The organism is Poseidonocella sp. HB161398 (genome assembly GCF_005870025.1).
In the GTDB taxonomy this organism is placed as follows: domain Bacteria; phylum Pseudomonadota; class Alphaproteobacteria; order Rhodobacterales; family Rhodobacteraceae; genus Mangrovicoccus.
On record NZ_VATA01000031.1, the window covers coordinates 40,996 to 53,468 of the forward strand.

Here is a 12,473-nt window from a genome sequence, read left to right on the forward strand (position 1 = left end):
AAGGACATTCCCGGCCCCCCGCAGGTTCGATGAATTCGGGTGCGGGATGGCCTGGGCGCCAGTGTCCGGGGCATGTCCGCGATTGTCACGGCGGCGGTGATTGAGGGGGCACATAGCCGAGACGCCGGTGCCGTCCGGCGCCGGGGCCGAAGCGCCCGCCCGCCGCGCATCCGCCAGATCCGGGCATGGCGGGCGTCGAAGAGCGCGGGTGGCCCGCCGCGGCGGCGACATTGCCGAGAAGCCCGGAGATCGGCTTCACGGTTGGCAAATGCGGGGCGACTGCCGAATGGATCTGGCTCGGGAACATGGCGGCTGCGCTCCGCCTCGGGCGCGGCAGAGCCCGGCCAGCTGCGTGGCGACGGATCATCCGGAGGATGGGCGCCGGGATGCCGGAGAGGCGGCGCTCCCGTCGGTCATTGCTCAACGCTGCCGAGGGGCGCGTCGGGACCCCGGATCGCGAAGAGCGCCGCGACCAGCCCGGGGCCCCGGGGGAGGATCGCGGGGGACGGCCAGAGCGGCAGCCCCGGCAGGATGGCCGCATCGCCGGACCCGGTCGCGGCCGGCGCCCGGCTGGGCCGCGCGGCGGCAGAGCGCGCCTGGCCGGCACGCCCCTTTCGCGGTGGCTGTTGCGCCGGCGCGGCAGGACGGGCGGGGCAGCATAACGGATTGATGCGCGGAATCACCGGCCTGTGGCAGGATCGGGGGGCGATCCCAGACCAGAAAGGTAGGTCCCATGTCATTCCTGTCCCGCTTCGAGCCCCATGTCCTGTCGCTCTTGCGCGTCATGTCCGGCCTTCTGCTCCTGCAGCACGGCTTCACCAAGTTCCTCGGCTGGCCGGAGACGCCGATGAGCGGAATCGCGGTCAGCTCGATGCCGGGCATCGCAGGGCTCTTCGAATTCGCCGGGGGGATCCTCCTGGTGGTGGGGCTCTTCACCCGGCCGACGGCCTTCCTGCTCTCGGGCGTGATGGCGGTGGCCTATTTCAGCGTCCATGCCCCGCAGGGCTTCTTCCCGATCGTCAATGGGGGCGAGCTGGCGGCGACCTACTGCTTCGTCTTCCTCTATCTCTGCGTGGCCGGACCCGGCCCCTGGTCGATGGATGCGCAGCGCGGCAAGCACGCGAAGACCTGACCTCGGGGCGGCGGGCGGTTCCATCCGCCCGCCGGTCCCCGGCCGCTGCCGGAAGAAGGGCGGCCTGCACTGGCAGGCCTCCGCCCGGTGCCGCGCCGGCGGGGGGGCCGCGGTGTCCTGCGGCATCTGCGATGCGGCAACCGCGCTGCTGGCAGGCGGCGTGTCCTGTTCAGGCTCCGGAGCCTCTGCCGGCAATGCAAACGGACATGGGCGGCATGGGCCCCGGCCGGCCTCGTCCAGGCGGGTCGGCATGGGCGGCGACGTCGCCAGCGGTGCCGGTCTGTTGGGCACATCGCGCGGGCCACAGGTGGTCCGGCCTTTCGTTGCGGGATCGGTGCGGCCATGCGGGCGAGGGCAGAGCCTGCCGGGCATGATGCAACGGCCCCGCGCCGGTGCCCGGGTCGGCGATGGCAGGCGGGAGGGGGATGCCCCCTCCCGCACCCGCCCCCATGCGCGGCGGCAGATCCGGGTCTATTGACCCGACCGTGCCGCTGCGGGCGGCGTTCGCTTAGGCCGGACAATGGGGCGGAGCCCGATCCGAGCCTGCCCGAAGGCCGCCGGCCCCGCCGGGAAAGGTGGCGGCAGGGGGGAGCCGCTTTGGAGACACGAATGCCTGCCCGATCTGCTGCCGGGCTCCGGGACCGGAAAGGCGTACCCGCGGCTTTCCTGAGGGGGATGCGGGTGCCTGCCCGGCGCGGCGGGCAGGCCGAGGGGGTGTCCTGCAGGCTGTTCTTGATCGGGCATCCTCACGGGGCAGGCAGACTGCTCTTCCGGCCCAAAGGGTACGGGGCCTGCGGCGGGCGGGACGGCGTGGACCCTGCAGAAGGTTCTCGGGGCCGGACCGCAGGCCCGCGAGGACGGGATCAGGGAACCGCGCTGGCGCTGTTCTTCTGCGCTCGAGGGCGGCTGCCTGACTTGGCGGCGCCGGCTGCGGCCGGGGACCTGGCCGCGATGTGCCGGAAGGCCGGGTGCGATGCCGCGGTTCCGGCCGCCAGGGCAGGCGCCATGCGGCACGCAGCGAGGCATGCGGCCGGATCTGTCCGCGGCCGCGGAGCGGCGGGCTAGCCGTCCGGATGCTCGTGCTCGGCCAGGCATTCGCCATGGTCGCGCAGCACCTCGAGCACGCGGCAGTCCGAGACCGTGCCGCCGGAGCATTCGCCGATCATCCGCGTCAGCTCGCCGCGCAGCGCCTCCAGCCGGACGATCCGCGCCTCGACCGCGCGCAGCTGCCGCCGGGCGATGGCGTCGACATCGGCGCAGGGGCGCTCCGGCCGGTCGGAGAGGCCGAGGAGCTCGCGGATCGCGTCGAGCGAGAAGCCGAGCTGCCGCGCATGGCGGATGAAGGCCAGCCGGTCGCGCGCCGCCCCGTCATAGCGGCGCTGCCCGCCGGCGCTGCGCCCTGGCTCGGGCATCAGCCCGACCTGCTCGTAGTAGCGGATGGTCTGGACCTTGGTGCCGGCATGGCGGGCCAGCGCGCCGATCGTGTACATGGGGGCCTCCGGGCTCTGTTATGTCGCCTTGGCAGATAGCGCAGATTGCCGCTTGAAGCTACAGTTGCTGTAGGTCCTATGGTCCGCCCCGACTCGGAATTGGGAAGCGGAGAGGCAGATGGAAGCGGCAGGCACGACGCGCGCGGAATGGCGGGTGACCGGAATGGATTGCGGCTCCTGCGCGGCGAAGGTGCAGGGCGCGGTGGAGCGGCTGCCCGGGGTGAGCCAGGTCGAGGTCGCGCTGATGGCCGAGCGGCTGCGGCTGGTGCTGGCCCGGGACGGGACCACGCCGGACGAGGTGGAACGGGCGGTCCGCGCGGTGGGCTTCGGTATCTCCGCGCCGGAGGCCCCGGCCGAGCGTGTCGCGGGCAGATTCGTGCTGCCCGGCGAGGCGGTTGCTCCCGCGGCGGCACCGGCTGCCCCGGCGGAGGAGAAGCGCGCGACGCTGCCGGGCTGGGCCCGGAGCCGCAAGGCGCAGATGGTGGCGGCGACGGGGGGGCTTCTGGCGCTCGCCTGGGGGATCGCGCTGACGGTCGGCGGGCCTGCCGCGGAGGCGGGCTTCGTGCTGGCGACGCTGGCCGGAGTGGCGCCGGTGGCGCGGCGGGCGCTGGCCATGGCGCGGGCGCGCATGCCCTTCACCATCGAGATGCTGATGACCATCGCCGCGCTTGGCGCGCTGGCGATCGGCGCGCAGGGCGAGGCCGCGGTGGTGGTCTTCCTCTTCGCGCTCGGCGAGCTGCTCGAGGGGCTGGCGGCGGGGCGCGCCCGCGACGGCATCCGCGCGCTGGCGGCGCTGAAGCCCGCGACCGCGCGGCTGGTCGTCGGGCCGCGCATCCGCGAGGTGGCGGCCGAGAGCCTGGCACCCGGTCATGTGCTGCAGATCCGCCCCGGCGACCGGGTGGCAGCTGACGGGGTGGTGATCTCGGGCCGCTCCGGGGTCGACCAGTCGGCGGTGACGGGCGAGAGCATGCCGGTGGCCAAGGGGCCGGGCGACGAGGTGCTGGCGGGCTCGGTCAATGCCGATGCCGAGCTGCGGCTGCGGGTGCTGCGCGCGGCCGGGGAGAGCGCGATCGACCGGATCCTGCGGCTGGTCGAGGAGGCCGAGAGCGCCCGCGCGCCGGTGGAGCGCTTCATCGACCGGTTCAGCCGCTGGTACATGCCCGCGGTGGTGGGCACGGCGGCGCTGGTCGCGGTGCTGCCGCCGCTGCTTCTGGGGGCGGGCTGGGAGGTCTGGATCTACCGGGCGCTGGCGCTGCTGTTGATCGGCTGCCCCTGCGCGCTGGTGATCTCGGTGCCCGCGGCGGTGGCCTCGGCGCTGTCGGCCGGGGCGCGGCAGGGCCTCTTGATGAAGGGCGGCGCGGTGCTCGAGGCGGCGGCGGGGACCGAGCTTGTCGCCTTCGACAAGACCGGGACGCTGACCGCCGGGCGGCCGCAGGTGACGGCGCTGGAGCCCTTCGGGACGGATGGAAAGACGCTCCTGCGGATGGCGGCAGCGGTGGAGCAGGGGGCGAGCCACCCGCTTGGCCGCGCGATCCTGGAGGAGGCGGAGGCGGCGGGGCTGGCACTGCCGCAGGCGGCGGAGGCCGGGGCGACGCCGGGCCGCGGCGCGCATGCGCTGGTAGAGGGGCTGCGCTGGACCGTCGGCTCGCCGCGGCTGGCGATGGAGGCGGGCTGTCTCGGCGAGGCGGCCGCGACGCGGGCGGCGGCGCTCGAGACAGAAGGCAGCACGGTGGTGGCGGTCTTCGCGCCGGACCGGCTTCTGGGGCTGATCGCGCTGCGCGACGAGCCGCGCGCGGATGCGGCGGCGGCGATTGCCGAGCTCAAGCGGATGGGCGTGCGGACCGTGATGCTGACCGGCGACAACCTGCGTACCGGCCGGGCCATGGCCGAGCGGCTGGGGCTGCCCTGCCGCGCCGGGCTGCTGCCCGGGGAGAAGGTCGCGCAGATGCAGGCGCTGGCGGCCCAGTCGCGGGTGCTGATGGTCGGGGACGGGATCAACGACGCCCCGGCGCTGGCCGCGGCGCAGGTCGGGATCGCGATGGGCTCGGGCACGGATGTGGCGCTGGAGACGGCGGACGGGGCGCTCCTGCGCGACCGGGTGGCGGATGTCCCGGCGCTGCTGCGGCTTTCCCGGGCGACGATGGCGGTGATCCGGCAGAACGTGGCGCTGGCGCTGGGGCTGAAGGCGGTGTTCCTGGCGACGACCGTGGCGGGGATGACCGGGCTCTGGATCGCGGTCCTGGCCGATACCGGGGCGACGGTGCTGGTGACGGCGAATGCGCTGCGGCTTCTGCGGGCGCGTCCCGGCGGGGACTGAGCGGAGGGGAAGGAAGGCCCGACCCGGCTGCCCGCGCGCGAGGGGCCGCGGCCGGTCGCGGTCGGGCCCGCGCGCCTGCCAGGGGACGGCGCGAGGCGGCGGGCCGGGTCAGAAGGCCAGCGCCCGCAGCGGCAGGCAGGCGGCGCCGATCGCCGGGGTCTCGCCGCCCAGATCCGAGATCTCGAGCCGCGGCAGCGGGTTCAGATGGCCATGGCGCGGCCGGGCGTAGAACTCTGCCCGGGCGATGAATTCCCGCGCCAGCGTCCGCGGCACCTGGCCGCCGAGCACGATGCATTGCGGATCGGCGATGGCCGCGACGGCATTGACCACGCGGTTGAATTGCGGCGCGACCAGATCGGCCCAGTCCGCCACTTCGGGCCAGAGCGGCGACATGGCGCGGTCGAGATCGCCGATGGCGCGCATGTCATGGCCCGCCGCGCGCAGATGCTGCAGCAGGAGCCCCAGCGCCGGGCGGCGCCGCGCCTCTTCGGGGGTGAAGATCATGCCGATCTCGCCGGCATTGCCGAAGCCGCCGCGCATCAGCGCGCCGCCCGCGACGATGCCCGCGCCGAAGCCGTAGTTGAAGGAGAGATAGGCCAGGTCCCGGTAGCGGCGGCCATGGCCGAACATCGCCTCGCAGAGCGCTGCCGTGTTGGCGCTGTTGTCGGTCCAGCAGGGCAGGGCGAAACGCTCGGACACGGTGCGGGCGAGGTCGGTCCCGGCCCAGTGGGCCAGCGGGTCGGGCGGGTTGTAGCGGCCGTTCTCCATCAGGAAGCCGGCGATGGCGAAGCCGATGCCGAGCACGTCCGCCTTCGCGAAGCGCATCTGCGCCAGCAGCGCCTCCGCCTCCTCGGCGATGCGGTCGAGCACCGCCTCCACCGGATCGCCGGCGATCGGGAAATGCCGCGTGGCATGGCCGCCGGCGAAATCCATGCAGGCGATGCCCACCCGGTCGGTGTCGAGCGACATGCCGAGCGCGCAGCCGAAGCGCGGGTTCAGCAGGAGCTGCGGGCTGGGCTGGCCCTTGTGCCGGGGCGGCCTGAGCGGGCCGAAGAGCACCATCCCCGCCCCCTGCAGCGCGGCCAGCAGCCGGTGCACCGATTGCTGGGTCAGCTCGGCCTCCTGGGTCAGCGCGGCGCGGGTCTGCTCCGGCGCCTGCCAGATCGCCGCGAGGAGCTGGCGCTCGGTGCGGCTGGCCACTTCGGTGCCATGGCGGCGGAAGCGCGGCGCGAGCAGTCTTGCAGGGTCGTCGGGATGGGCCGGGGGCAGGGGTCTCATGTTTCCACAGGCAAAGTTCGTCTCTGACGTCTTCACCAGAAAACAGCCGTTGCTGCAACGGAGCTGCAGCGTCACGCTCTTGTCACACGTAAAGTGTTAATACGCCCTCGAGCCGAGTCAGGCCGCCCCCGAACCCGCCGAGGACCGCAATGCTGAAGACATCCGCCCTTTCCGCCCTGGCCATGCTGGCCGGCAGCGCCGCCCTGCAGGCGGCCGATATCGAGTTCTGGTACGGAAATACCGGCACCGGCGAGGTCGCCATCCAGGCCGCCTGCGACGCTTTCAATGCCGCGCAGGACGACCATGCCGTGGCCTGCATGGGCCAGGGCAGCTACGAGACCGGGATGCAGAAGGCGATCGCCGCCTACCGCTCGGGCCGCCATCCGGCGCTGATTCAGTTCTTCGATGCCGGCACGCTCGACCTGATGCTCTCGGGCGCGGTGCTGCCGGTGGAGGAGCTGGAGCCGGAGGTCGACTGGGGCGACTACATCAACGGCGCCCGCTCCTATTACGAGACCTCGGAGGGCATGCTCTATTCGCAGCCCTATAACGGCTCGACGCTGATCTTCTACGGCAACCGCGAGCTGCTGGAAAAGGCCGGGATCGAGGCGCTGCCCGCCACCTGGGAAGAGCTTGCCGATGCTGCGCGCCGGCTCAGGGAGGCGGGCGTCGACTGCCCCTTCGTCACCGATGCGCATCCCTGGCGCGTGCTCGAGCAGTTCTCGGCCCGCCACGGCCTGCCGATCGCCAGCCGCGACAACGGCTATGGCGGGCTCGACGCCGAATACACCTTCAACACCGGCAAGGTCGCCGAGCATCTGCAGAACCTGCATGACTGGCGCGAGGAGGGGCTGGTCAAGCTCAACGAGGACACCGCCGCGGGCAATTACACCGTCGCCTTCAATACCGGCGAATGCGCGATGATGGAGGGCTCGACCGGCTCCTACGGCGCCGCCTTCGCCGCGCTCGGCGACAAGGTCGAGATCGCCATGGCGCCGATGTACCAGGGCTACGAGCGGCACAACACGCTGATCGGCGGCGCCTCGGTCTGGGTGATGAAGGGCCATGACGAGGCGTCCTACGAGGCCGCCCGCGCCTTCCTCGACTTCCTGCGCGGCGATGACCGGCAAATCGCCTTCACCCGCACCACCGGCTACATGCCGGTGACGAAAAGCGCGCTCGCGGCGCTGGAGGCCGAAGGGCTGGCGGCGGAGCCGGATTTCGCCACCGTGCCCACCGGCGTCGGCAGCCTCGACCAGCCGGGCGGCGAGGGCAGCCGCGGCGTGCGGCTGGGCTTCTACGTGCAGTTCCGCGACATCTTCATGGAAGAGACCCAGAAGGCCTTCACCGGCGGGCAGAGCATGCAGGCCGCGCTCGACACCGCCAAGGAGCGCGGCGACGCGCTGCTGCGCCGCTTCGAGGACACCTACAAGGGCGTCGCGCTGCCCTGAGCCGCGCCCGTGTCCGATCCTGCCGGTCCCTCCGGGGGCCGGCGTTCCGCCAGCTGAAAGTCCCGCCCATGAAACAGGAAATCTTCCGCGCCCGGGCGCTGCCCTGGTGGCTCTGCGCGCCGCAGCTCCTGGTGCTGTTCCTGTTCTTCTACCTGCCGATCATCCTGGCCTTCTTCTGGGCCTTCCACCTGGAGCAGCCCTTCGGCGGCGGCTCGCAATTCGTCGGCTTCGCCAATTTCCGCCGCGTGCTGGGCTCGGGCGAGTTCTGGTCCTCGGCCCGCGCGACGCTGGCCTACATGGTGCTGGCCTCGGGCAGCTCGGTCGGCACCGCGCTGGTGCTGGCGCTGGCCGCCGACCGCAGGCTGCGGCTGTCGGGGATCGCGCGCAACATCTTCCTCTGGCCGAAGGCCGTGGCCTCGGCCTCGATCGGGGTGATCTTCGTCTTCCTGCTGAACCCCTATCTCGGCATCCCTGCGCCGCTGAACGAGATCTGGCCGGGGCTGTGGAACCCGCGCACCAACCCGCTCCACGCCTATGCGATGCTCTTCGTTGCCAATGTCTGGAGCGCGATCCCCTTCAGCTTCATCATCCTGCTGGCCGGGCTGCAGGCGATCCCCGAAGAGCTGCACAAGGCCGGGGCGATCGACGGGGCCGGGCCCTGGCGGCGGCTGCGCGACATCCAGCTGCCCCTGCTGACGCCGCAGCTCTTCGTGGTCGTCGTGCTCGAGGTCGCCGACAGCCTCTCGGGCTCCTTCGGGCTGATCGACACGATGACCCGGGGCGGCCCGGGAGGGGCGACCAACCTCTTGGTCTACAAGATCTATTCCGACGGGTTCAAAGCCTATGACCTGTCGGGCGCGGCGACCCAGACGGTGATCCTGATGGCGCTGGTCGCTGTCGTCACCGGGGCGCAGTACCTCTTCCTCGAACGCCGGGTGCGATACGACCGATGATCGAAAACTCCCGTTCCATCGACCGCTGGGCGACGGCCATCCTGCTCTGCGGCCTCGTCTTCGTGCTGACGCCGATGGCCTTCGTCATCGTCACCGCCACCCAGAGCTACGAGGAGTTCCTGCGCCGGAACTTCTCGCTGATCCCCGGCGGGCATTTCGCCGAGAACCTGCGCGAGGTCTGGACCCGCACCGACCTGCCGCGGCAGACGCTGAACTCGATCATCGTCGGCGCCATCGCCGCCACCGGGCGCATCGCGCTGGCCGTGACGACGAGCTATGCGGTGGTGTTCTTCACCGGCCGCGGGCGGGGGCTGGTCTATGCGCTGGTCGTGGCCTCGATCATGCTGCCGCTGGAGCTGATGATCATCACCGCCTATCAGGTGACGGCCAATGTCGCGCTGCCGCTCAATGCCCTGGCCAATGCCGGGGGCCTGTGGAGCGCGCTGGCGGGCCGGCCGCTCGACCTGCAATGGAACCTGCTCGACAGCTATGCCGGGATCGCGATCCCGCTGATGGCGCAGGGCTCCTGCACGCTGATCCTGGTGCAGTTCTTCCGCACCATCCCGCCGCAGCTCGCCCGCGCGGCGATCATCGACGGCGCGGGGCCGCTGCGCTTTCTCTGGGACATCCTGCTGCCCCTGTCGAAGGGACCGCTGACCGCGCTTGGCATCTACATGTTCATCAGCGCCTGGATCCAGTACATGTGGCCGCTGGTGGCCGCCTCCTCGCCCGCGCGGACCATGGCCGTGGTCGGCCTCGCCCGGCTGCAGGAAGAGGGCGAGCGCATCCCCGATTTCCCGCTGCAGATGACCGGGGCGATCCTCGTCACGCTGCCGCCGCTGATCCTGATCGCGGTCTTCCAGCGCCGCATCGTCCGCGGCCTCACCCTGTCGGAGAAATGACCATGACCGCCACCAACGCCCCCGCCGCGATCGGGCTCCACGGGCTGCGCAAGTCCTATGGCGCCACCGAGGTCCTGCCCGCGCTCGAGGCCGAGCTACGCGGCGGCGAGTTCACCGTCATCCTCGGCCCCTCGGGCTGCGGCAAGTCCACGCTTCTGAACTGCATCGCCGGGCTGGAGCGGCTCAGCGCGGGGCGGATCACCATCGCCGGGCGCGAGGTGCAGGAGGCCGAGCCCAAGGACCGCGGCATCGCGATGGTGTTCCAGAACTACGCGCTCTATCCGCACATGAGCGTGGCGGGCAATATCGGCTATGCGCTGAAGGTCGCGCGGGTGCCCCGGGCCGAGCGCGAGGCGCGCATCGCCGCCGCCGCGCGGATCGTCGATCTCGGGGACTATCTGCACCGCCGCCCCTCCGAGCTGTCCGGCGGCCAGCGCCAGCGCGTCGCCATCGCCCGCGCCGTGGTGCGCGAGCCGCAGGTGCTGCTCTATGACGAGCCGCTGAGCAATCTCGACGCCAAGCTGCGCCAGGACATGCGGATGGAGCTGGCCGGGCTCCACCGCCGGATCGGCGCCACCAGCGTCTTCGTCACCCATGACCAGGTGGAGGCGATGACGCTGGCCGACCGGATCATGGTGCTGAACAGGGGCCGGATCGAGCAGTTCGCCACCCCGCAGGAAATCTACCACGCCCCGGCCACGGCCTTCGTCGCTGGCTTCATCGGCGCCCCGGCGATGACGCTGCTGGACGTCGCGGGCGAGGGCGGCTGGCTGCGGCTTTCGGACGGCACGGTGCTGGCGCGGCACCGCCATCAGGGCGCGGCGCTTCTGGGCATCCGCCCCGAGCAGGTGCTGGCCGATCCCGCGGGCGTGCCCGCAAGGGTGATCTACCGCGAGGATCTGGGCGCGCATTCCGTCCTGACCCTGCAGCTCGGCGATGGCAGCCGGCTGCAGATGGCCGCCGGGCCCGGCCGTCCGGTCGCGGCCTCGTCCGACATCCGCATCGCGCTGCCTGCCGGCGCGCTGCATCTTTTCGACCCCCTGACCGGCCGGGCGTTCGCGCGCCATCCGGTCCCCAGCGACGCCATGAAAGTGCAAGATGACGCAATTCCGTCCTGACCCGATCGCCTATCTGACCGGCCGCGCCACAGGCGGCGCGCTGCCGCCGGGCATCTCCGCGCCCGGCAAGGGCGGCAAGTTCGCCCCCGACGGCACGCGGCTCGACTGGCCGGGCAACACGATGATCTGCCATGTCGACCGCGGCAGCGACGCCCATGCCGCGCTGGTGGCGATCAAGGACGGGCTCGCCGCCGGTCCCCATGGCGGGCACTTCTCATTCCTGCCGGACGCCTCGCTGCACATGACGGTGTTCCAGGGCATTTCCGGCCCCTTCGCCAACCGCTTCGACTGGCCCGAGGGCGTGGACCGCAACGCCACACGCGACGAGGTCACGGCCATTCTGCGCGCCCGCCTCTCGGGGATCGCGCTGCCTGCCAGCCGCCGCATCCGCGCGCTCAATGTCCATGCCGGGCATTCGATGACGGTCGACGGGACCGGTCCGGACGAGGAAGGGCTGCGCGCCACCCGCGCGGCGCTGCGCGAGGCGACCGGGATCGCCCCGGCGGGCTTCGGGACCTACACCTTCCACATCACCCTGGCCTATCCGCTGCGCTGGCTGAGCGAAGACGAGGCGCGCGCGGTCATCGCCCTTGGCGACGCGCTCTTCGCGGCGCACGGCCCGCGGCTGCAGGACATCGTCCTCGGCCGGGTGGAGCTGTGCAATTTCGAGCACATGCACCATTTCGAGACGCTATGCCTGCTGTGACCGGCACGCTGGCCGCAGATGAGGCCGAGGCGCTTACCGCCCTGGTCCGCGACACGGCGCGGCGGCTGATCCTGCCGCGCTTCCGCAATCTCGACGCCACGGAGATCGCCGCGAAATCCGATCCGCTCGACCTGGTGACGGTGGCCGACCGCGAGGCGGAGGCGGCGATTGCCCAGGGCGCGCGCCGCATCCTGCCCGGCGCGGCGATCATCGGCGAGGAGGCGGTGGCCGCCGATCCGCGCCTGCTGGACGCGCTGGGGCAGGGCGGCACCGCGGTGTTGATCGACCCGGTCGACGGCACGCTGAACTTCGCCCGCGGTCTTTCCGTTTTCGGCGTCATCCTCGCGGTGGTGCGCGAGGGGCAGACCGTCTTCGGGCTCTTGCATGATCCGGTGATGGATGACTGGGTGGTGGCGCATCGCGGCGGCGGCGCCTGGCATGTCTCGGCCCGCGGCGCGCGGCGGCGGCTCAAGGTGAGCGACTGCCGCGCTCTCGGCGAGGCGGAGGGCATCCTGCCCTTCGAGACCGGCCATGGCACGCGGCGGGCACAGGCCATGGCCGCCTTCGCCGGGGCCCGCAGCCTGCGGTCTCTGCGATGTTCCTGCCACGAATACCGCATGCTGGCGGCGGGCCAGGCGGACTTCTCGGTTTCGGCGCTACTCAACCCATGGGATCATGCCGCGGGCATGCTCGCGGTCGAAGAGGCCGGGGGCTGGGGTCAGGTCGAAGGGGGCCGGCGCTATGTTCCGACCCTGCGCGACGGACGCGCTGTGGCTGCGGCCGGGCCGGAGCTCGGCCGCGCAGTTGCGGCGCTTGCCTGGCGCGATTCGGTCTAGGCGGGCAGGTGCGTCTTGGTGCGGATGCGGGTCATCTCGAACGGCAGGACATCGGCGGCGGGCTTGCGCGGGGCGCGCTCCTGCGCCTTGCGGCGCTCGAGCCCGGCGAAGAGTACCAGGGCGATGACCGGAGAGACAATCAGCAGGCCAATCGAGAGCCCGACCAGGAAATGCAGCATGTTTTCTTCCTCCCTGGAGAAAACGCTAGCACGGATCGGTTGCAACACAATGACGCAGCTGCGGGGGCGGACTACGACTTTAGTCGTAGAAACGCCGCGGGGACAGGATGC

11 protein-coding genes are annotated in these 12,473 nt (G+C 71.9%); 8 read left to right on the plus strand and 3 right to left on the minus strand.

From position 1 onward, the window contains the following. Window positions 1–733 precede the first annotated feature (733 nt). Entirely contained in the window at window positions 734–1,132 is a 399-nt protein-coding gene (locus FGX59_RS21665) for a DoxX family protein (RefSeq protein WP_138469213.1), read from the plus strand. A 1,061-nt stretch (window positions 1,133–2,193) separates the two neighbouring features. Here the strand turns inward: FGX59_RS21665 and FGX59_RS21670 are convergent. After that, a complete protein-coding gene (locus tag FGX59_RS21670; RefSeq protein WP_138469214.1) occupies window positions 2,194–2,622 on the minus strand; it encodes a helix-turn-helix domain-containing protein in 429 nt (142 codons plus the stop codon). 118 nt (window positions 2,623–2,740) lie between these two features. On the opposite strand from FGX59_RS21670, the gene FGX59_RS21675 reads away from it, so the two are divergent. Beyond that, window positions 2,741–4,939 (plus strand): heavy metal translocating P-type ATPase, encoded by a 2,199-nt coding sequence (locus FGX59_RS21675; protein ID WP_240722634.1) that lies wholly within the window; start codon window positions 2,741–2,743, stop codon window positions 4,937–4,939. A 108-nt stretch (window positions 4,940–5,047) separates the two neighbouring features. Here FGX59_RS21675 and FGX59_RS21680 read toward each other — a convergent pair whose 3' ends face one another. Continuing rightward, the gene (locus FGX59_RS21680) at window positions 5,048–6,217 is read right to left on the minus strand and encodes an ROK family transcriptional regulator (protein WP_138469215.1); all 1,170 of its coding nucleotides are present in this window, start codon (window positions 6,215–6,217) and stop codon (window positions 5,048–5,050) included. A gap of 149 nt (window positions 6,218–6,366) precedes the next feature. On the opposite strand from FGX59_RS21680, the gene FGX59_RS21685 reads away from it, so the two are divergent. From FGX59_RS21685 to FGX59_RS21710, 6 genes are all read left to right on the plus strand, one after another. Beyond that, complete coding sequence (locus tag FGX59_RS21685; RefSeq protein ID WP_206078407.1) at window positions 6,367–7,668, plus strand: extracellular solute-binding protein; 1,302 nt, start codon at window positions 6,367–6,369, stop codon at window positions 7,666–7,668. 68 nt (window positions 7,669–7,736) lie between these two features. Continuing rightward, on the plus strand, window positions 7,737–8,621 hold the full coding sequence (locus tag FGX59_RS21690) for a carbohydrate ABC transporter permease (RefSeq protein WP_138469216.1): 885 nt from the start codon (window positions 7,737–7,739) through the stop codon (window positions 8,619–8,621). Further along, on the plus strand, window positions 8,618–9,523 hold the full coding sequence (locus FGX59_RS21695) for a carbohydrate ABC transporter permease (RefSeq protein WP_138469217.1): 906 nt from the start codon (window positions 8,618–8,620) through the stop codon (window positions 9,521–9,523). The genes FGX59_RS21690 and FGX59_RS21695 overlap by 4 nt, the downstream gene beginning before the upstream one ends. Window positions 9,524–9,525: 2 nt before the next feature. Continuing rightward, on the plus strand, window positions 9,526–10,641 hold the full coding sequence (locus tag FGX59_RS21700) for an ABC transporter ATP-binding protein (protein WP_206078408.1): 1,116 nt from the start codon (window positions 9,526–9,528) through the stop codon (window positions 10,639–10,641). Then, on the plus strand, window positions 10,622–11,347 hold the full coding sequence (locus FGX59_RS21705; RefSeq protein ID WP_138469219.1) for a DUF1868 domain-containing protein: 726 nt from the start codon (window positions 10,622–10,624) through the stop codon (window positions 11,345–11,347). Before FGX59_RS21700 ends, FGX59_RS21705 begins: the two co-directional genes overlap by 20 nt. Continuing rightward, entirely contained in the window at window positions 11,335–12,183 is an 849-nt protein-coding gene (locus FGX59_RS21710; protein ID WP_138469220.1) for an inositol monophosphatase, read from the plus strand. The genes FGX59_RS21705 and FGX59_RS21710 overlap by 13 nt, the downstream gene beginning before the upstream one ends. Here FGX59_RS21710 and FGX59_RS21715 read toward each other — a convergent pair. Then, window positions 12,180–12,362: a hypothetical protein gene (locus FGX59_RS21715; RefSeq protein ID WP_138469221.1), complete on the minus strand. Its 183-nt coding sequence runs from the start codon at window positions 12,360–12,362 to the stop codon at window positions 12,180–12,182. The genes FGX59_RS21710 and FGX59_RS21715 overlap by 4 nt on opposite strands. Window positions 12,363–12,473: the final 111 nt, after the last annotated feature.